At 63.4% G+C, this 19,158-nt stretch carries 17 protein-coding genes; 7 read left to right on the top strand and 10 right to left on the bottom strand.

Annotated elements, in window-relative coordinates; all coding sequences use genetic code 11:
- Positions 1-2: 2 nt before the first annotated feature.
- Entirely contained in the window at positions 3-704 is a 702-nt protein-coding gene (locus AC1Q6J_RS13970; RefSeq protein WP_492279881.1) for a CoA transferase subunit A, read from the bottom strand.
- 304 nt (positions 705-1,008) lie between these two features.
- On the opposite strand from AC1Q6J_RS13970, the gene AC1Q6J_RS13965 reads away from it, so the two are divergent.
- Positions 1,009-3,117: an AsmA family protein gene (locus AC1Q6J_RS13965; protein ID WP_492279880.1), complete on the top strand. Its 2,109-nt coding sequence runs from the start codon at positions 1,009-1,011 to the stop codon at positions 3,115-3,117.
- Here AC1Q6J_RS13965 and AC1Q6J_RS13960 read toward each other — a convergent pair.
- The 5 genes from AC1Q6J_RS13960 to AC1Q6J_RS13940 form a co-directional block, all read right to left on the bottom strand.
- On the bottom strand, positions 3,114-3,923 hold the full coding sequence (locus AC1Q6J_RS13960) for an ABC transporter permease (RefSeq protein WP_492279879.1): 810 nt from the start codon (positions 3,921-3,923) through the stop codon (positions 3,114-3,116). The two genes, AC1Q6J_RS13965 and AC1Q6J_RS13960, sit on opposite strands and share 4 nt — an antisense overlap.
- Positions 3,924-4,094: 171 nt before the next feature.
- Complete coding sequence (locus AC1Q6J_RS13955; protein ID WP_492279878.1) at positions 4,095-5,006, bottom strand: ABC transporter permease; 912 nt, start codon at positions 5,004-5,006, stop codon at positions 4,095-4,097.
- Positions 5,003-6,106 (bottom strand): ABC transporter ATP-binding protein, encoded by a 1,104-nt coding sequence (locus AC1Q6J_RS13950; RefSeq protein WP_492279877.1) that lies wholly within the window; start codon positions 6,104-6,106, stop codon positions 5,003-5,005. Before AC1Q6J_RS13950 ends, AC1Q6J_RS13955 begins: the two co-directional genes overlap by 4 nt.
- On the bottom strand, positions 6,103-7,548 hold the full coding sequence (locus tag AC1Q6J_RS13945; RefSeq protein ID WP_492279876.1) for a glycerol-3-phosphate dehydrogenase: 1,446 nt from the start codon (positions 7,546-7,548) through the stop codon (positions 6,103-6,105). Before AC1Q6J_RS13945 ends, AC1Q6J_RS13950 begins: the two co-directional genes overlap by 4 nt.
- A 64-nt stretch (positions 7,549-7,612) precedes the next feature.
- Complete coding sequence (locus AC1Q6J_RS13940) at positions 7,613-10,330, bottom strand: sensor domain-containing protein (RefSeq protein ID WP_492279875.1); 2,718 nt, start codon at positions 10,328-10,330, stop codon at positions 7,613-7,615.
- 210 nt (positions 10,331-10,540) lie between these two features.
- On the opposite strand from AC1Q6J_RS13940, the gene AC1Q6J_RS13935 reads away from it, so the two are divergent.
- On the top strand, positions 10,541-11,647 hold the full coding sequence (locus AC1Q6J_RS13935) for an NAD(P)/FAD-dependent oxidoreductase (protein WP_492279874.1): 1,107 nt from the start codon (positions 10,541-10,543) through the stop codon (positions 11,645-11,647).
- Positions 11,648-11,741: 94 nt separating this feature from the next.
- Here AC1Q6J_RS13935 and AC1Q6J_RS13930 read toward each other — a convergent pair whose 3' ends face one another.
- Positions 11,742-11,918, bottom strand: a complete 177-nt coding sequence (locus AC1Q6J_RS13930; RefSeq protein WP_006022144.1) for a YdcH family protein — start codon at positions 11,916-11,918, stop codon at positions 11,742-11,744.
- 261 nt (positions 11,919-12,179) lie between these two features.
- On the opposite strand from AC1Q6J_RS13930, the gene AC1Q6J_RS13925 reads away from it, so the two are divergent.
- Positions 12,180-12,386: a YdcH family protein gene (locus tag AC1Q6J_RS13925; RefSeq protein ID WP_024574308.1), complete on the top strand. Its 207-nt coding sequence runs from the start codon at positions 12,180-12,182 to the stop codon at positions 12,384-12,386.
- Positions 12,387-12,413: 27 nt separating this feature from the next.
- Here the strand turns inward: AC1Q6J_RS13925 and AC1Q6J_RS13920 are convergent, their stop codons facing one another.
- Entirely contained in the window at positions 12,414-13,043 is a 630-nt protein-coding gene (locus AC1Q6J_RS13920) for a GGDEF domain-containing protein (protein WP_492279873.1), read from the bottom strand.
- A 191-nt stretch (positions 13,044-13,234) separates the two neighbouring features.
- On the opposite strand from AC1Q6J_RS13920, the gene purE reads away from it, so the two are divergent.
- Both purE and AC1Q6J_RS13910 read left to right on the top strand, forming a co-directional pair.
- Entirely contained in the window at positions 13,235-13,726 is a 492-nt protein-coding gene (gene purE, locus AC1Q6J_RS13915; RefSeq protein ID WP_492279872.1) for a 5-(carboxyamino)imidazole ribonucleotide mutase, read from the top strand.
- Positions 13,727-13,881: 155 nt separating this feature from the next.
- Positions 13,882-14,982, top strand: a complete 1,101-nt coding sequence (locus AC1Q6J_RS13910) for a 5-(carboxyamino)imidazole ribonucleotide synthase (protein WP_492279871.1) — start codon at positions 13,882-13,884, stop codon at positions 14,980-14,982.
- Between the two features lie 49 nt (positions 14,983-15,031).
- Here AC1Q6J_RS13910 and aqpZ read toward each other — a convergent pair whose 3' ends face one another.
- Positions 15,032-15,745 (bottom strand): aquaporin Z, encoded by a 714-nt coding sequence (gene aqpZ / locus AC1Q6J_RS13905; RefSeq protein WP_492279870.1) that lies wholly within the window; start codon positions 15,743-15,745, stop codon positions 15,032-15,034.
- Positions 15,746-16,020: 275 nt separating this feature from the next.
- Here aqpZ and rpsU point away from each other — a divergent pair, with 275 nt between their 5' ends.
- The gene (gene rpsU / locus AC1Q6J_RS13900) at positions 16,021-16,323 is read left to right on the top strand and encodes a 30S ribosomal protein S21 (RefSeq protein WP_492279869.1); all 303 of its coding nucleotides are present in this window, start codon (positions 16,021-16,023) and stop codon (positions 16,321-16,323) included.
- Between the two features lie 108 nt (positions 16,324-16,431).
- Here rpsU and AC1Q6J_RS13895 read toward each other — a convergent pair whose 3' ends face one another.
- Entirely contained in the window at positions 16,432-17,919 is a 1,488-nt protein-coding gene (locus AC1Q6J_RS13895; protein ID WP_492279868.1) for an aldehyde dehydrogenase family protein, read from the bottom strand.
- Positions 17,920-18,034: 115 nt separating this feature from the next.
- Between AC1Q6J_RS13895 and AC1Q6J_RS13890 the strand changes: the two genes are divergently transcribed.
- The gene (locus tag AC1Q6J_RS13890; RefSeq protein WP_492279867.1) at positions 18,035-19,144 is read left to right on the top strand and encodes a substrate-binding domain-containing protein; all 1,110 of its coding nucleotides are present in this window, start codon (positions 18,035-18,037) and stop codon (positions 19,142-19,144) included.
- Positions 19,145-19,158 lie beyond the last annotated feature (14 nt).

Here is a 19,158-nt window from a genome sequence, read left to right as displayed (position 1 = left end):
AGTTAGGCGCGCTTGCGCAGGGTGCGCTGTTCGATCCGCTTCAACGCGGGATCCACGGCGATGATGCGCTGGACGAAAATGCCCGGTGTGTGAATGTGATCGGGATCGATCTCGCCCGCAGGCACCAGATGCTCGACTTCCGCGATGGTGACCTTCGCAGCGGTCGCCATCATCGGGTTAAAGTTGCGCGCGGTCTTGCGGTACACGAGGTTGCCCGCGGTGTCGCCCTTCCAGGCGTGAACGATGGCGAGATCGGCGACAAGGCCGGTCTCCATGATGTACTTCTCGCCGTTGAATTCCTTCACTTCCTTGCCTTCGGCGATCAGGGTGCCGACGCCGGTCTTGGTGTAGAAGCCCGGAATGCCCGCGCCGCCGGCGCGAATGCGCTCCGCCAGTGTGCCCTGCGGATTGAACTCGAGCTCGAGCTCGCCCGCGAGGTATTGCTGCGCGAACAGCTTGTTCTCGCCGACATAGGACGAGATCATCTTCCTGATCTGGCGGGTTTCCAGCAGGCGGCTGAGGCCGATGCCGTCCACGCCCGCATTGTTCGAGACCACCGTCAGGTTCTTGACGCCGGTTTCGCGCAACGCGTCGGACAGGGTCTCGGCGATACCGCAGAGGCCGAAACCGCCGGACATGATCATCATGCCGTCTTTGACAACGCCATCGAGCGCGGATTTCGCGTCGGGGTAAACCTTGTTCATGGGGGTGCAACCTGATGGAGGGAAATAGGCGGGCCAACCGCTTTGCCGGGCGATTATTAGGCGGAATCTTCGCGGCGCGTCAATCGCGGCGCGGCGTCCCGCTCTGCCGGCTTCGCAGCCGCCCCGCCTCGAGCGCCGCGTCGTCCGAACACCTTTGAATACCTTTGGTTTTGAGGCGCGATTGCAGGGTTTAAGGCTTCGGATGGCCTTGAAAGCGTCAAGAAAAACAATCAAGTTGCGGTTGCCCGGCGCAGAGAAGCCCGCCGATGCGCCACAGCAACCTTACCGGATGAACTCATTGACGATGGCCCAAGGGATAAAGCGCCTCGGGATGCCGGTTGCGGCATTTCTCGCTGCCGCGCTGATCGGCCTGATCGCCATTTCCTGGATGATCGACCAGAACGCCGTGCGGCTGTCGGTCGAGAAGCAAATTCGCGCGGCCACCGGGCTCGACCTGATGGTCAACGGCGACGTGCGGGTCTCGGTTTTCCCCGGCAGTTCCATCACCTTGCGGCAGGTCGGATTGAAAGGCGCGAGTTCACGCGGCATCGCCGATGAGCCGCTGACCGTCGATGAACTGACCGCCAACCTGCGCCTGCTGCCGCTGCTGATGCGGCGCTATGAAATCGCCGACGTGACGCTGCAAAATCCGCGGATCAACGTGAAGCGCACCGCTGACGGCCGCAGCAACTGGACGGCCATCGCCGAAACGCTGGCGCGGACCGTGAAGCCCGGCATCGACAGCCCGGTGTCGTTCTCCGAAATCCGCATCAAGGACGGCGTCCTCGCCTATCAGAACGATGCCCGCGACATCGCCGAGACCGTCAACGGGATCGACCTGTCGCTGGCGTGGCCGTCGATCTCGCGCTCCTTTGCCGCCACCGGCCAGTTCAACTGGCGGGGCGAACTGGTCGACGGCAGCCTCAGCATCAACGACTTCATCGCTGCGCTGTCCGGCGACCGTTCCGGCATCAAGGTCCGGGTCGCAAGCGCGCCGCTCAAGTTCGCTTTCGACGGCGCGATTGCCAATCGCACCAGTCTCCTGATGGAAGGCACGCTGAGCGCCGACAGCCCGTCGCTGCGCAATGCCATGCGCTGGGCGGGACAGGCTCCCCCCGGCACCGGCGGACTGGGACGCCTCTCGCTCAAGGCCCGCACCAATGTGGTGGGCGAATCCATCGCGCTGACCAACGTCAATCTCGAACTCGACGGCAACACCGCCGAGGGCGTCATCACCTACAGCAACAACGACCGCCAGACCGTGCAGGCGACCCTCGCCGCCGACGCGCTCGACTTTTCGCCTTACATCGAGACCATCCGCCTGCTCGCCAGCGGCGCCCGCGACTGGAATCGGCAACTGTTCGACCTGCGCGGTCTCTCCGCCACCGATCTCGACATGCGCCTGTCGGCCGCGAAGGTCACCATCGGCACCTCCAGGCTCGGCCGCACCGCGCTCGGGGCCAATCTGCGCAACGGCACGCTGGCGCTGAGCATCGGCGAAGCGCAGATTTACGGCGGCATTCTCAAGGGCTCATTCGGAATTGCGCGGACCGATACCGATGCGAACGTCAAAGCCCAGTTCCAGTTCACCGATGTCGATCTGGCGAGTTGCGTTCAGGAACTGTTCGGCGTCAACCGGCTGACGGGGCGCGGCAATCTCAACTTCGCGCTGGAAGCCAGGGGCGCCAGCCCGTTTGCGCTGGCGCAGTCGCTTGACGGCACCGCTACATTGACGGGGCACAATGGCGCGATCAGCGGGCTCAATGTCGAGCAACTGCTGAAACGCCTTGAGCGCCGCCCGTTGTCGGGCGCCGGCAATTTCCGCAGCGGCTCGACGGCATTCGAATCGCTGAACATCGCCATCCGCTTCAATGACGGTGTTGCCACCGCGGAGGATGCGCGGATCGAAGGCCCCACCACGCGCGTCCTGCTCACCGGCACGGCCTCGGTGCCGTCGCGCGAATACGACCTGAAGGGCGTTGCCAGCCTTGTGGTCGCGAGCGACGTGCCGCCGGCGTTTCAATTGCCGTTCGTGGTGCAGGGCCCGTGGGACGATCCGCTGGTCTTCCCGGATTCGGAATCGCTGATCCGTCGTTCGCCGGCCTCCGCGCCGCTGCTGGATTCGCTGAAGGACCGCAGGACGCGCGACGCGGTGAAATCCGTGATCGATCGCTTCACCGGCGGCAGGAAAACCCCCGCTGAGCCGGTGGCGCAGCCCCAGGCCGCGGCCCCGCAACCAAGCGCCCCCGCTGCCGTCGTCTTGCCGGTGCCGGTGCTGCCTGCGCCGATTCCTCCCGCCACCGAAGCACCTGCTCCGGCGACCGATACGCCGCAGTCCGCACCGCCAACGGACAATCCGGCGCCTGTTTCTCCGCCGGCGGCCGCGGAAACCCAGACGGAAAAAGCGAACTAGAGCGGCGCGGCGCTTTCGCCCTGCTCGCTCGACAGTTTCGACGCCAGCGACGCCGCGACGATCACCAGCGCGACCGCCGCGATCACCAGCGCGCAGATGGCGTTGATCTCCGGCTTCACGCCGAGCCGCACTTCCGAATAGATCCGGATCGGCAGCGTCGCCGATCCCGGCCCGGTGGTGAAACTCGCGATCACCAGATCGTCCAGCGACAGCGTGAACGCCAGCATCCAGCCCGCCGCGATCGACGGCAGCATCAGCGGCAGCGTCACGGCGACGAAGGCCTGCACCGGCGAGCAGCCGAGATCCATCGCGGCTTCCTCAAGACTGCGATCCAGCGTACCCAGCCGCGACTGCACCACCACCGTCACGAAGCACATGGTCAGCGTGGTGTGCGCAATGGTGACAGTCCAGAATCCGCGCCCCGCATCGATGGCCACGAACAGCAGCAGCAGCGACAGCCCGGTAATGACTTCGGGCATCACCAGCGGCGCGTAAAGCATTCCGGAAAACAGTGTGCGTCCCTTGAAGCGCTCGCCCCGCGCCAGCCCCAGCGCCGCCAGTGTACCGAGTAAGGTCGCTGCCGTCGCCGAACAGAATGCCACGCGCAGGCTCATCCACGCCGCCGACAGCATGGCCTCGTCGTTGAAGAATTCGGTATACCAGCGCAGCGACCAGCCGCCCCACACCGTGACGAGACGCGAGGCGTTGAACGAATAGATCACAAGGATCGCGATGGGCAGGTACAGAAACGCCAGCCCCAGCGCGACCGACGTTACATTGAACAGCGAGAGACGAGTCGTGCTCATTGGCGAGACTCGAAAATGCGCGCGCATCTCTTTTCCCTCCCCCCTTGCGGGGGAGGGTTAGGGAGGGGGATCCACAACCAGCGGGGTCTCATGTTAATGCACCTCCACCCCCGCCCCCTCCCCGCAAGGGGGAGGGGTGGAAGCGAACGATCTTACACAGCCGCACAGCCATTAGCGCTGCTCCAGATGGCGGCGTTGCAGCTTCTCGTAGATCAGCAGCGGCACCAGCAACACAACGAGCAGCACCACGGCGATCGCCGACGCCACCGGCCAGTCCTTGTTGGTGAAGAATTCCAGCCACAGCGTCTGGCCGATCATCATGCGGTCGGAGCCCGCCAGCAGATCGGGAATCACGAACTCACCGACAATGGGAATGAAACACAGCAGCATGCCCGCGCCGATACCCGGCAGCGAGAGCGGGAAAGTCACCAGCCAGAAGGCTTTCAGGCGCGAGGCGCCGAGATCGGCGGCGGCTTCCAGCAGCGCATCGTCCATCTTCGACAGCGTCGCGTAGAGCGGCAGGATCATGAACGGAAGATACGAGTAGACGATGCCGAGATACATCGCCGCGTCGGTCGAGAGCCAGACCAGCGGCTTGTCGATGATGCCGAGTGCGAGCAGCGCCTTGTTGAGCAGGCCGTCATGCTGGAGCACGTTGATCCAGGCATAGATGCGGATCAGGAATGAGGTCCAGAACGGGACGATCACCAGCATCATCGCGATGGGCTGCCAGCGCTGCGGCAGCCGCGACATGCCGTAAGCCACCGGATAGCCGATCAGCAGCAGGATCGCGGTGGACATGATCGCGACCACGAGGCTGCGGATATAAGAAAAGATATAGAGATCGTCCGACGTCAGCAGCTTGAAGTTGTCCAGCGACAGCGCCGACAAGCCTGACCTGAACGCATCCCAGCCTGCGGCCAGATCGAACACCGGAACATAGGGCGGCTGCGCGATGGCGGTCTGCGACAGCGCGATCTTCAGCACAAAGCCGAACGGCACCAGAAAGAACAGCACCATCCACAGATACGGCGCGATGGCCGCAAGCCGCGCCGGACGGGTAAAGATGCGCCGCCCGCTCATCGGTCCAGCACCACGACATCGTCAGGAGCGAATGAAACGGTCACCCGCTGCCCGGTTGCGAATCCATCAGCGGCTGCCCGCGTCGCGTTGGCGGCGGCCACGCGGAGCACCGCGCCGCCATCGAGTTTGACCGCGTAGACCGACACACCGCCGAGAAATCCGATGGATGTCAGGTCGCCGCTGAACCTGTTGACGGCGGATTCGCCTTGCACCGCCCTGGATATCCGGATTTTTTCCGGGCGGATCGCAACGCAGACGCTGCTGGTTTCCGATGAAGGTGCATGCGACGCAACAACCGCGCCCGCACCTTGCGTCGCGATGGTGAAGTGCCCGGCCTGGCGCGCGGCCACCTGCCCCTCGATCAGATTGATGTCACCGACGAATCCGGCGATCCAGCGCGAGTTCGGCGCTTCGTACAATTCGCGCGGCGGCGCGACCTGCACCAGCCTGCCCTTGTCCATGACGCCGATGCGGTCGGCGACCGTCATCGCCTCTTCCTGATCGTGGGTAACGATGATGAAGGTCAAACCGAGACGGCGCTGAACCTCCATCAGTTCAGCCTGCGTACCTTCGCGCAGTTTCTTGTCGAGCGCGGCCAGCGGCTCGTCGAGCAGCAGCACCCGCGGACGGCGCGCCAGCGACCGTGCCAGCGCCACACGCTGGCGCTGGCCGCCCGACAGTTGATCGGGGCGACGCTTCTCAAGACCTTCGAGCCGCACCAGCGCCACCATCTCGGCGACGCGCGCGGCAATCTCGTCTTTCGGCAAACCCGCGCGCTTAAGGCCGAACGCAATGTTGCTCTCGACGGTCAGATGCGGAAACAGCGCATAGTTCTGGAACATCATGTTCACAGGCCGCTGATGCGGCAGCACATGCGCGATGTCCGCGCCGTCGAGATAGATCGCACCCGCGTCCGGCGCCTCGAATCCTGCCAGCATGCGCAGCAGCGTGGTCTTGCCGCAGCCGCTCGGACCCAGCAGCGCGAAGAACTCACCTGCCGCGATATCGAGCGACAGATCGTCCACTGCGGTGAATCCGCCAAAGCGTTTCACCACCGACGCGACCCGCAGCAGCGGATTTTTCGCAACGCCCGCCGTCATGCCGCGGCCATGAATTTTTCGAGCGCCTCACGGTCCTGCCGCGACATCGTCAGACCGAGTTTGGAGCGCCGCCACACAATGTCATCGGCAAACCGGGCGAACTCTTCTTTCATCAAATAATGGACCTCCGCGCCGGTGAGGTCATCGCCGAACCCCGGGCCGAGGTCATCCATGCTTTTTGCCGCACCCAGAACCCGCTCGATCCGCGTGCCGTATGACGCGATCAGCCGCCGGGCGTGATGTTCGCTCAGGAATGTCCAGCGCCCGCGCGCAGTGTCCACCTGATCGTCGAACGCATCCCAGGCGAAGTCGCCGCCGGGCAAGGGTTCGTTCGCAGTCCAGGACGGCGGCATCCTGAAAAACGATGCAAGCTGCGTCAGCGCAATCTCCGCGCGCCGGCGCGCCGTTGTCGTCGCGCCTCCGATCATCGTCAGCAGCGGCGCTTTGCCGGACTTCCGGTCCCGCTTCATGATGCCGTCGCGATGACCTGTGGCATTGCAGCCGGCCATCGCATGCACAACATCCGCCGCCTCGATCCGCACACGGAAATAGCGGTTCGCGGCCGCGCACAGATAAGCGATGTCATCCGCGCCAGCCGACGTCACCGCCGGATCGCCGGTGAAACTCCGCTCGGATGTGCCGATCAGCGTGAAATCGCGATGGAAGGGAATGGCATAGACCATGCGGCGGTCGTCGTTCTGGAGCACGTAGACATCGTCGAGATCGAACATCCGCCTCACGACGATCTGGCTGACTTTCGCGAAGCTCGCTTGAACGGCAGGCAAATGCAAGACGGTTTCGGCGACCTGCCGGGTCCACGCCCCGCTCGCATTCACCAGCGCCCGCGCGGTGACGGTTTCGCGCTGGCCGCGGTTGACGACCGCGAGCCGCCAGACCTCGGAGCGTTCGGCCCATACGCAGCGGGCACCGGTCCGGATCGCAGCACCGCGCTCGGCAGCATCGGCCGCGCTCAGAACGACAAGCCGCGATTCGTCGACGGTGCAGTCGGAGTACGCCAGCGCCAGCCCGAGTGACCGCTTCAGCGGATGACCCGCCTCATGGATCGTCAAATCCAGGATTTCGGACCGCGGCAGCGGGCTCCTCGCAGCAAGGCGGCCGTAGACAAAGAGCCCACCGCGCAGGATTGCCGGAGGCCGCTCCTCGGAATGAACCGGAAGCACGAAACGGGTCGGCCGCACCAGATGCGGCGCGGTGCGCAGCGCAATGTCCCGCTCCGCCAGCGCGGCCCGCACGCGCAGCGCATTTCCGCGCTCAAGATCGATGAAATTGCCATGCATCAGATGGGGAGCGGCGGGCGTCGCACCATTGCCGAGGTCGGTCTGCTCGAACAACGCGACCCGCAGACCACGCCCGGCAGCGTCGCGTGCGATGCTCGTGCCGTTGAGGCCGCCCCCGATGATCGCGATGTCGACATCAGCCATGCCGCGATGATCTCCGATGACCATCATCGCGAGTCAAGTCCGAGGATTTAGTGACAGACGTTCGTCAGCCGACCCTGCGCGGAAATTTCGAGACGCCATCGCTGGCAAGGTTCTTGGCGCGGCCGATCCATTCGGCATAGCTATCGATCGGCGCGGGCTTGCCGAGGAAATATCCCTGCACCTGATCGCAGGCCTCGTCCGCGAGGAAGGCAAGCTGCTCCTCGGTCTCGACGCCTTCCGCCACGATGGAGATGTTGAGGCCGTGACCGAGTCCGATCATAGCGCGGATAATGGCCGCGGACTGGGTATTGCGCCCCAGGTTCATCACGAACGCGCGGTCGATCTTGATCTTGTCGAACGGGAATGCCTGCAAATAGGTCAGCGAGGAATAGCCGCTGCCGAAATCGTCCATCGCGATTCGCACGCCGAGCGCCTTCAGCCGCCGCAGCAAAGAGAGCCCGCGGTCGAAATCCTCGATCAGCACACCCTCGGTGATCTCAAGCTCCAGCCGGCCGGGCGCGAGACCGGTCTCGATCAGGATGGAATGGACCAGCCCGACGAGATCGCCATGCATGAACTGCGCCGGTGACAGGTTGACCGAGATTTGCAGGTCCTTCGGCCAGGACGAAGCTTCGCGGCAGGCTTCGCGCAAGATCCACTCGCCCATCTCGACAATCAGGCCGCTTTCTTCCGCGAGCGGAATGAAATCGCCGGGCGGAACGAATCCGCGCACCGGATGGGTCCACCGCGCCAGCGCCTCGAAACCGAGAACATGATCGGCCTTCATCTTGTGGCGCGCGCGGGCCTGCGGCTGATAGTGCAGCGACAATTCGCCGTTTCTGATCGCGGTCGACAGATCCTGATGCAGCGCGCGGCGGTCGCGGAGCTGCTGGTCGAGCTCCATATCGAAGAAATTGATGGAGCCGCGTGCTTTCGTCTTGGCGCGGAACAGCGCCGCGTCGGCGTTGGTGAGCAATGCTTCCGCGTCGCGGCCATTGCGCGGATACACCGAGATTCCGATGGTGAGACCGATGCGGACGGCCCGCCCGTCGAACATGAATTCAGTCTGCATCGCCTGCATCAGGCGCGTGGCGAGCGCCCTGGCGGAATCGGGCTGAAGACCGTCGATGATAAGGCCGAACTCGTCGCCGCTGAGACGCGCAACGACGCCGCCGGAAATGACCGATTCCAGACGCCGCGAAAATTCGATCAGCAACTGGTCGCCGACCTCGTGGCCAAACACATCGTTGATTTCCTTCAGCCGGTCGAGATCGAGCGACAGCACCGCGAATTCCTCGTCGGTGTCCTCGCAGGCGTCGATCATCTGCTCCAGGGCTTGCAGGAATGCCGCCCGGTTCGGCAGTTCAGTCAGTGCATCGTGATAGGCCATATGGGCCATGCGCGACTCGGTCTCGCGCCGGTCGGTAATGTCTTCGTTGGTCTTGATGAGGTATTGCGGCTCACCGGCCTCGTCGAGCACGGTCACGCGCCGGGTCAAGAACAGACGCAGCCCGTTTTCGGTCTGGATCGGATGTTCCTCGGTGACGACGCCCTTCTTGCGGACGGCATCCTCGTCGCGCTTGAGAATGAGCCGCACGTCGGCCGGATTATAGATGTCCTCAAGCGTGGCGCCGATAACATCCTCGCGCCTGCGGGTCAGCGTCGCCTCGGCGGCGCGGTTGGCAAGGACATACTGGCCATCGCTGAGCCGCTTGACGACAACCGCGACCGGAATGTTGTCGACCACCAGTTCCAGGAATTTCTTCGCGCTCTGGACCTCGCGCGACAGGGACCGGCGATCGGTCACGTCCTCGAACAGGGCGACCAGGAATTCGGGCTTGCCCTTCTCGTCACGCGCGATCATGCGGTTGCAGGCCACCAGCCGTCTGCTGCCGCCATGTTCGATGGACAATTCCGTGCGCGTCTGACCGGTTGGCGAAGCAATCGCGTCGCGGTCAGCCTCCGCAACCATCTGCGCCGCTTCCGGCACGTAGACCTTATCCGCGGTGTGACCGATAATCTGATCGCGGGACAGGCCGGAGAATTGCTCGAACGCACGGTTGGCCAGAATATACCTGCCGTCCTCGATGCTTTTCGCCGCGACACAGACCGGAATGTTGTCGATGACCGATTCAAGGAAGTGCGTGGTGGTGGCAAGCTGCCGGGACATCCTGCGCTGCGCGGTGCAATCCTCGTGGGTCGAGACAGTTCCGCCATTCGACAGTTCGCGGTGCTTGATCACGATCGAACGCCCGTCGCGCAACTCGCAGATATACCCTTCCGCGCTTTTGACGTTGCGATAGTACTCGTCGATATCGCCGCACAGCATGCCCCGCGCCGCGCGCAGTTCCGTAAGCTCGCGGCCGGTCATTCCGGGCACGAGATCCGCACGGGAGAACCCATACATTTCCAGATAGCGGTCGTTGCAGAACACAATGCGCTTGCGCGCGTCGACCATGACAATGCCGGTGGTCAGGCTGTTCAGCGCGCTCGACACGAACGCCGCCCGCCTGATATTGGCGTGACGCGCACGCCGCAGCGCGGTCGAGACCCAGAGGATGATCGCGGCAAGGAACGCGGCGACCACGAAGCCGCCCATTGCCACCTGCCACACCAGCGCAGTGTTTGAAATCTCCAGAGCCGTTGCCGAGAACGAACCATCGGGATTGGCGACGATCTGCGCAGCCGCGCTGCCCGGCGCCGAAAAGACGGCGCACAGACATGCCGCGACCCGCACCGGGCTCGCTGTGGTCGCTCGTGCTTGCTTCTGCCAGCCGGTCATTACCATTCCGCGGAATTCTTCGTCCCGCAGTGTCTGGCTGTACCTCTTTGGATCGGGTAAACGCGTAATCGCGGCCGTCCACATTATGACTTAAATGCGGGCAATTGGCCGCTTATGCTTAACCAGGTCCTAACGCGGACAGCGTCGCAATGCGGCGTACTGAACATAGAATGAGCAACGAACGAATCGTTCCGGCAAAGCGAAGCATCCATGGACAAAATTGAGTGTGTTGTTGTCGGCGCCGGCGTTGTCGGGCTCGCCGTTGCACGCAAACTGGCGCGCGTGGGGCTTGAGGTCGTCGTGGTCGAGGCCGCCGGGGACATTGGGACCGGCACCTCGTCGCGCAACAGCGAGGTGATCCACGCCGGGATCTATTATCCGGCGGGCAGCCTGATGGCGCGGATGTGCGTTGCCGGCAAACAGGCGCTCTATGCCTATTGCGACGCTCACGGCGTGCCGTACCGGCGCTGCGGCAAGCTGATCGTGGCGACCGCGGCCAATGAAGACGAGAATTTGGTCTCGATCAAGTCGCACGCCGAAGCCAACGGCGTCGATGATTTGCGCGTGTTGTCTGCTGCCGAGGCGCACGCGCTCGAACCCGCTTTGCGCTGCACCGGCGCATTGCTGTCGCCATCCACCGGCATCGTCGACAGCCATGCCTATATGCTGGCGCTGCGCGGCGAGATCGAGGACGCCGGTGGCGCGCTCGCATTTCACGCGCCGCTCAAGCGCGCGAAAGCCGCAGCTGACGGTTTTGAAGTCGAGATCGGCGGCGATACGCCGATGACGCTTGCGTGCCGCATCCTGATCAACTCGGCCGGGCTCAATGCGCCTGCCATCGCCAGCGCCATCGACGGCATGCCGACCGACCACATCCCCGTGAGCTACTACGCCAAGGGCAACTATTTCAGTTGCAGCACGCGCGCGCCGTTCTCACACCTGATCTATCCGGTGCCGGAGCCCGGCGGCCTCGGTGTACATCTGACCATCGATCTCGGCGGACAGGCGAAATTCGGACCTGACGTCGAATGGGTTGACACGCTCGACTACACCGTCGACCCCTCGCGGGCCGAGCGGTTCTATCCAGCGATCCGCCGTTACTGGCCGACGCTTCCCGATGGCGCCCTGGCCCCGAGCTATTCCGGAATCCGGCCCAAGATCGTGCCGCCCGCCGTGGCGCGGCAGGATTTTATCATCCAAGGCCCGCAGGACCATGGCCTCGCGGGGCTGGTCAACCTGTTCGGGATCGAGTCGCCCGGCCTGACCTCATCCCTCGCCATTGCGGACGACGTGGCTCAACGCGCCGGAGCGGTGTAGTCTCTCAACCGCACGCGCTGCCGCACCTCGCAACGGCAACTGTTGCCGTTACGGGCATCGCGTCGAACTGCTGTGGGATTCGGTAGTGGAAAAGTCAGTGAACCGTTGCGAGCTTGATACGCTCGATTTGGTCCTTGAGCACCAGCTTGCGGCGCTTGAGTTCGATAATCTGGAGGTCGTCGGTGGAAAGATGCTGGAGAGCATCGTGCAATTCGTTTTCCAGAACTTCGTGTTTACGTTCCAGTTCAACGAGATGCGCCTGAATCGCCATAGAAGTCTCCTTTGTGAGTGGACCTCAGATCGGATCTGGACGGCCAAGTCTACATGACCGGAGCGGTCTGTCGACAGCGGAGTCAAAACAACCGTTCAAAATTTCCATACACAAAGGAAACGAATTGTGAGGGAACCCGCCCCGCTATACCGTCGCTGGTACGCCACTGGAGTTGGTAACGATTTTCTGCGATGACGGTCATGCGGAAGCGTTCTGAGACACTTAGCTGAAAGTCTGGGCGAATTCAGTCAAACGACGGTTATGGTAGATCAGGACAACAACGAATACGCGCTTGAACTGGCGCAATTGCAGCAGGAGCATCGCGACCTGGATGCTGCCATCGAGGCGCTGCATCAGTCGCCCGCGCCGGACCTGCTCAGATTGCAGCGTTTGAAAAAGCGCAAGCTACAGTTGCGCGACCGGATTTCATTCATCGAAGACCAGATCACGCCTGACATCATCGCCTGATTTGCGTCGTGACGCCGCAGCATGATTTCAGAAAGCTGCCTGCGCGCGGCCTCCTCGCCGCAATGCCTTTCGCGCATACATCGCGCGGTCCGCCGCCTCCATCACATCCGCGGCACTATCCGCGGCGCCGATCAGCGCAACGCCCGCGGATGCGCCCGCGACCACGGGCGCACCCTTGAAGACAAATGTGAGCTGATCGATGGCCTGTTCAAGTGCCGCCGCCTTCGCCAGCGCATCGGCCTGCGTCAAATTCCAGAGCAGCAATCCGAATTCGTCACCACCGAGCCGGCCCACCACATCCGACGAGCGAACGTGGCGCATCAGGACCGCGACCACGCCCTTGAGCACGATATCGCCGGCCGCGTGACCGAAGGTGTCGTTGATCGGCTTGAGGCGATCGACATCGAGTACGATCAGCGCGCCGCTCGCCTTGTAGCGCCGGATGTAGGCGATCGAGCGGTCAAGCTCGCGCTCGAAGCCGCGGCGGTTGTAGATGTTCAGCAGGAAGTCGGTATCGGCCCAGGCCTGAAGTTCGTCGATCCGGGCCTCGGCGGCGGCGAGTTCCGCCTTCAGGGCCGCAACCTGCCGCCGGGCTTTGGCCTGTGGATCGGCCGGCAGCTTGCGCCTGGGTTTGGCGGATACCTTGCTGCGGGGCATCGCTGGGCGCTTCGACACCTTCTTCGCCGCAGGGCGCCGCGTTGCCGCTTTTCTGCCCGGTTTCTTCAATTTACCGCCCCGCCATTGACCATGAAAGGATAACGGATTCGCACCGGCGTCGCATTAGCTTGCCTCGCAGGGGCGCAACCCTATAATCCGCCCTCTTTTTCCGGCCTTTTTGAAGATTCCAGATGACCACCCCCGTTGCCATTATCATGGGAAGCCAGTCCGACTGGGAGACCATGCGCCATGCCGCAGAGACCCTGACCGCGCTCGGCGTCGCGCACGAGGCGCGCATCGTCTCGGCGCACCGCACCCCCGAGCGGCTCTACAGCTTCGCCGGGGGGGCCAAGGCGGCGGGGTTCCAGGTCATCATCGCAGGCGCCGGAGGTGCCGCGCATCTGCCCGGCATGGCGGCCGCCCTGACGGAACTTCCGGTGTTCGGCGTGCCGGTGGAATCCAAGGCGCTGTCGGGCGTGGATTCGCTGTACTCCATTGTGCAAATGCCCGCCGGAATCCCGGTCGGCACCTTGGCGATCGGAAAGTCGGGCGCTATCAATGCCGCCCTGCTCGCCGCAAGTGTGCTGGCGCTCAACGATGCCGGCCTTGCAACCCGGCTTGCGACATGGCGCAAGCAACAGACCGAGGCCGTGAGCGAGCGCCCAGAGGAAGAAAACCAGTGATCCGGTTCTGACATTCGTACCCCATCTTCGCGGGCACAATACGAATGTCAGAACCAAAGGATCACTGGAATTATAATTTGTTAGTGTCCTTTCGTATCCGGCGTTCGCTCGGAAGGCGCTGCAGAGTGAAGCGAACGTCGGATACGGGACACTAAGTGACATCTTCAGGTCGGGTGACGCTGAAACCAGGCGACACCATCGGAATTCTCGGCGGCGGACAATTGGGCCGGATGCTCGCGCTCGCTGCCGCACGCCTCGGCCTCAAGGCGCAGGTGTTTTCGCCGGACCCGGATTCGCCGGCCTTCGACGTGGTGCAGAATGCGACCTGCGCGGAGTATGCCGATGTCGAGGCGCTTGAACTGTTCGCATCCGACGTCGCCGTCATCACCTACGAATTCGAGAACATTCCCTCCTCGACCGCGATGATCCTGTCGGCCCGCCGCCCGGTGCTGCCGGATCCGAAGGTGCTGGAAACCGTGCAGGACCGGCTCGCGGAAAAGAATTTCGTGAGCAAGCTCGGCATCGCCACCGCGCGCTATGCCGATGTCTCCTCCGCACAGGAATTGAAAACCGCCATCGGCCAGATCGGGCTGCCTGCCGTACTCAAGACCCGGCGCTTCGGTTACGACGGCAAGGGCCAGGTCGTGGTCCGCGAGGGCGACAATCCGGAAACGGTGTGGGCCGATCTTGAAACGCGATCCGCGATCCTCGAGGCCTTCGTGCCGTTCGAGCGCGAGATTTCCGTGGTCGCGGCGCGCAGCGCCAATGGTGAAGTGGTCTGCTACGACGTCACCGAAAACGAGCATCGCGACCACATCCTGAAGTATTCCTACGCACCGGCGCGCATCTCCGGCGAGCTCGCGGCGCAGGCCCGCGCGATTGCCGAGAAGATCGCGACGGCGCTGGACTATGTCGGTGTGCTGGCGGTGGAACTGTTCGTGGTGCCCGGCAAGGACGGGCCGAGCCTGCTGGTCAACGAGATCGCACCGCGGGTGCATAATTCCGGCCACTGGACGCTCGACGGCGCGTCGGTGTCGCAGTTCGAGCAGCATATCCGCGCCATCGCCGGCTGGCCGCTGGCGCATCCGGTCCGGCATGGCGATGTCACCATGACCAACCTGATCGGCGACGACATTCTCGACTACGGCAAGTGGCTGGGCGTCCCCGGCGCCACGGTGCATCTGTACGGCAAGGGCGCATCCCGCCCCGGCCGCAAGATGGGCCATGTGACCGAAGTCAAACCTTCCCAGAAATAAAAAGGGCTGCCGCGATCGTTCGCGGCAGCCTTGATCCGGAAATCAAGCGTCACTTGCCCGCGACGATTCCTTCCGGCTCGCCGCTCAGCCAGCGATAGACCACGCCGCCGATGACGCCGCCGATCAGCGGTGCGACCCAGAACAGCCAGAGCTGCTGAATCGCCCAGCCGCCGACGAACAGAGCGGGACCGGTGCTGCGCGCCGGGTTCACCGAGGTATTGGTCACGGGGATGCTGACGAGATGGATCATCACCAGCGCAAGGCCGATGGCCAGCGGCGCGAAACCGGCCGGCGCCTTGCCATGAGTCGCGCCCATGATGATGAACAGAAACATGGCCGTCATCGCCACTTCAGAGACGAAACAGGCCAGCAGGCTGTATTTGCCCGGCGAATGGTCCGCGTAGCCATTGGAGGCGAAGCCGCCCGCGAGGTCAAAACCGGCCTTGCCGCTGGCGATCACGTAAAGCAGCGCGGCGCCCAGAATCGCGCCGACCACCTGTGCAACGATGTACGGAATGACCTGCCCGCCGGGAAAGCGGCCGCCCGCGGCAAGCCCGACCGTCACGGCAGGATTGAGGTGGCAGCCGGACACATGACCGATGGCGAATGCCATGGTGACAACGCTCAAACCGAAGGCAAAAGAGACCCCGAGCAGGCCGATACCGACCTGTGGAAAGGCGGCCGCAAGGACGGCACTGCCGCAGCCCGCAAATGTCAGCCAGAACGTGCCGATCACCTCGGCGGCGTATTTCTTCGCATTCATGTCACGTCTCCCCTGAATCGCGGTGTTGAATCACCTCAATGGCGGGAACCGTAGAAATGGGAGTCTTAAGCCTTCCTGAATTCCCCCGAATCGCGGGCCCGGCGCGTTTAATTTGCCCCGGAATCATGACTTTCAGACCCCTGAAAATGGCCATCCACAGGTGGACATTCCCGGTTTGATCTGGTACATCCGCGCCTTCGATGAGAAGGGCATGGCCTTTAGCCGGTCCTTTGTCGTCTCCAGAATTTCCTGATTGAAACCAAAGAGGATGCCGCGTGCAGGTTCTCGTCCGCGATAACAATGTCGACCAGGCTCTCAAGGCGCTGAAGAAGAAGATGCAGCGCGAGGGCATTTTCCGCGAGATGAAGCTCCGCGGTCATTACGAAAAGCCCTCCGAGAAGAAGGCCCGCGAAAAGGCGGAAGCCGTTCGCCGCGCCCGCAAGCTCGCGCGCAAGAAGTTGCAGCGTGAAGGTCTGCTCCCGATGAAGCCGAAGCCGGTGTTCGGCGCAGGTCCGGGCGGCGACCGTGGCGCAGCCGGCGGCCGTGGCGGCGCTGGCGCACCGCGTGGACCGCGCTAAGCGTTTCGACCATTTTTGAATACGAAAACGCGGGCCTTGCGGCCCGCGTTTTTGTTTGAGTTATGCGCCTCTTCGCCTCTCCCCGTTCACGGGGAGAGGGAGCTATTTTCACACGTTCAGGTTCATCCACACCGCTTTCGGCTCGGTGAAATTCGCGAGAGCCTCAGTGCCGTGTTCACGGCCGAAGCCCGAATCGCCCGCACCGCCCCATGGCAACCGCACGTCGGTGTAGCCATAGGTGTTGATCCAGACAGTGCCGGCCTTCGCTTTCTTGGCGAAACGTTGTGTGCGTCCGATGTCGCGGCTCCACACACCTGCCGCGAGGCTGAACGCCGTGCCGTTGGCGATGCGGATCGCATCGGCCTCGTCCCTGAACCTGATGACGCTGACCACGGGGCCGAAGATTTCTTCCTGCGAAATCCGCATCTCGTGCTTCACATTCGCGAACACGGCCGGGCTGATGTAGTAGCCGCGGTCGCCGACACGCTGGCCGCCGGTCACCAGCGTTGCACCTTCCTTCTGGCCGATGTCGACGTAATCGAGGATCGACTTCATCTGCTTCTCGGAGATCACAGGCCCGAGTGCCGTGGTCTTGTCGGCGGTGTCGCCCATGCGCAGCGCCTCGGCACGCGCCGTGAGACGCGCGACCACTTCGTCATAGACCTTCTCCTGCGCCAGCACGCGCGAGCCCGCCGAACACACCTGCCCGGCATTGAAGAAGATGCCCGCCGCAGCCGCTTTGGTGGCCGCGTCGAGATCGGCATCGTCATAGATCACGTTGGCCGACTTGCCGCCAAGTTCGAGCGACACGCGCTTGAAGTTGCCCGCCGCGCCTTTGAGAATTCCGCGACCGACACCCGGCGAGCCGGTGAAGGTCACCTTGTCCACACCGGGATGATTGACCAGCGCATCGCCGACCACGCGGCCGGGACCCGGCACGATGTTGAGCACGCCGGGCGGGAGACCTGCCTCCAGCGCGAGTTCGCCGAGGCGCAGCGCCGACAGCGACGTCAGCTCAGCAGGCTTCATCACGATGGTGCAGCCGCAGGCCAGCGCAGGCGCCAGCTTCCACATGCCGATCATCAGCGGGAAATTCCACGGCACGATCGCGGCCACGACGCCGACCGGCTCACGCACCGTATAGGTCAGCGCATCGCTGCGGGTTGGGACGGTGTCGCCGTGAATCTTGTCGGCCCAGCCGGCGTAATAGGTCAGCGTATCGATGGCGGCGGGAATATCCTGCCGCAGCACGGCGGCGATCGGCTTGCCGGCGTCGCGGCTTTCCAGTTCGGCCAGTTCAGCGCTGTGCTGCTTCATCAGTTCTGCAAGCCGAAACAGGATGTGGCCGCGCTCGGCGGGCCGCATGGTGCTCCAGACCCCCTCGAAGGCGCGGCGCGCAGCGGCAACGGCGCGCTCGACATCGGCCTCGTTGCCTTCGGAGATGGTCGCGATGACCTGCCCGGTGGCGGGATTAAGGGTGTTGAAGGTCCGCCCCGACACGGACTCGACGTGCTGGCCGTCGATCAGCAGTTGCTTGCGCAGAACGACGGCGGCGTCGCGGGAGGTTTCGTGGGAGTACTCATATGCAATCGACATCATATTCCTCCTGTTATTTTCTCAGCTTCCGCCCCGAAATAACCGGAGTAAATATGATATGGTTTGCCAAAGGCTCGCGATCATATGAAATCCATTTCATAATAAAGGCGTCCCGATGCTTCAGATCGAAATCGAACCCGTCTGGCACTTTCACAAGGAAGGCAGCCCGCAAACCGCCGTGGTCATGCTCGGCGTGCTCAACGAAATCCGCAAAACCGGCAAACTCACCAATGCGGCAAACCACGCCGGCCTGTCCTACCGCCATATCTGGAATCTGGTCGAGCAATGGTCCGCGTTCTTCGGCGTGCCGCTGGTCGAAACCCATCGCGGCAAGGGCACGACGCTGACAGCGTTCGGCGAAAAGCTGGTCTGGGCCGGACAGCGCATGCAGGCCCGGCTCGGTCCGCAGCTCGAGAACCTCGCGCAGGAACTCGTCACCGAGATCAAGCCGTTCCTGCACCAGCGGCCCAGCGTCATCCGCGTTCATGCCAGTCATGGCTTCGCGGTTTCCAAGCTGCGCGAACTGCTCGATCGCGAGCCCGGCATCGGCGTCGACCTGCGCTATGTCAGCAACCAGAACTCATTGGTGTCGCTGGCGCAGGGCGCCTGCGATCTGTCCGGTGTCCACATCCCGCGCGGCGAGTTGCGCGCACAGGCCATCAAGGCCTGCCGGGAGTGGCTCGATCCGCGCGAGGATCGCGTCATCAATTTCGTGACCCGCGAAATGGGCCTGATGGTGAAGTCCGGCAATCCGCTCAAGATCGGATCGTTGCATGACCTCGTCGAGACCAGGGCGCGCTTCGTCAACCGGGATCATGATTCCGGCACACGCACGCTGTTCGATCAGTTACTGGCGCAGCAGGGGATCGATGAAGCAAGGATCAACGGCGCGCAGCAGATGGAGTTCACCCATGCCGCCGTCGCCGCCTACGTGGCGAGCGGCATGGCGGATGCGGCCTTCGGTGTCGAGGCAGCCGCCAAGCAGTTCGGGCTCGATTTCGTCCGTCTGCTGACGGAGGACTATTTCTTCGTTTGCCGCCGCGCGTTTCTCGACACCGAGCCGATCCAGCGCGTGCTCGATGTGATGAAGGGCGAAGCGTTTCACGATGCGATCACGCAGCTTCCCGGCTACGTCGCGGCAAATCCCGGAACGGTCAGCACGGTCAAGGAATTTCTGGATATCGTCGACCCTGCAACCAGGTCGCCCGTTAAGATTAAGCCTTAACCAATTATTAAGTC

It is taken from the genome of Afipia sp. MLSD5-FHT05B12, assembly GCF_058793355.1.
The sequence above is the reverse complement of the archived record's forward strand: the minus strand, read 5'-3'. Positions and strand labels throughout refer to the sequence as shown.

Bases quoted from the DNA above. Each gene is read 5' to 3' on its own strand.
- AC1Q6J_RS13950 (WP_492279877.1), bottom strand. From the start codon at position 6,106: ATGACGGCGGGCGTTGCGAAAAATCCGCTGCTGCGGGTCGCGTCGGTG.
- AC1Q6J_RS13895 (WP_492279868.1), bottom strand. From the start codon at position 17,919: ATGTCGATTGCATATGAGTACTCCCACGAAACCTCCCGCGACGCCGCC.
- AC1Q6J_RS13955 (WP_492279878.1), bottom strand. From the start codon at position 5,006: ATGAGCGGGCGGCGCATCTTTACCCGTCCGGCGCGGCTTGCGGCCATC.
- AC1Q6J_RS13930 (WP_006022144.1), bottom strand. From the start codon at position 11,918: ATGGCGATTCAGGCGCATCTCGTTGAACTGGAACGTAAACACGAAGTT.
- AC1Q6J_RS13960 (WP_492279879.1), bottom strand. From the start codon at position 3,923: ATGAGCACGACTCGTCTCTCGCTGTTCAATGTAACGTCGGTCGCGCTG.
- AC1Q6J_RS13940 (WP_492279875.1), bottom strand. From the start codon at position 10,330: ATGACCGGCTGGCAGAAGCAAGCACGAGCGACCACAGCGAGCCCGGTG.
- AC1Q6J_RS13965 (WP_492279880.1), top strand. From the start codon at position 1,009: ATGGCCCAAGGGATAAAGCGCCTCGGGATGCCGGTTGCGGCATTTCTC.
- AC1Q6J_RS13945 (WP_492279876.1), bottom strand. From the start codon at position 7,548: ATGGCTGATGTCGACATCGCGATCATCGGGGGCGGCCTCAACGGCACG.
- purE (WP_492279872.1), top strand. From the start codon at position 13,235: ATGACCACCCCCGTTGCCATTATCATGGGAAGCCAGTCCGACTGGGAG.
- AC1Q6J_RS13925 (WP_024574308.1), top strand. From the start codon at position 12,180: ATGGTAGATCAGGACAACAACGAATACGCGCTTGAACTGGCGCAATTG.
- AC1Q6J_RS13920 (WP_492279873.1), bottom strand. From the start codon at position 13,043: ATGCCCCGCAGCAAGGTATCCGCCAAACCCAGGCGCAAGCTGCCGGCC.
- AC1Q6J_RS13970 (WP_492279881.1), bottom strand. From the start codon at position 704: ATGAACAAGGTTTACCCCGACGCGAAATCCGCGCTCGATGGCGTTGTC.
- aqpZ (WP_492279870.1), bottom strand. From the start codon at position 15,745: ATGAATGCGAAGAAATACGCCGCCGAGGTGATCGGCACGTTCTGGCTG.
- AC1Q6J_RS13890 (WP_492279867.1), top strand. From the start codon at position 18,035: ATGCTTCAGATCGAAATCGAACCCGTCTGGCACTTTCACAAGGAAGGC.
- AC1Q6J_RS13935 (WP_492279874.1), top strand. From the start codon at position 10,541: ATGGACAAAATTGAGTGTGTTGTTGTCGGCGCCGGCGTTGTCGGGCTC.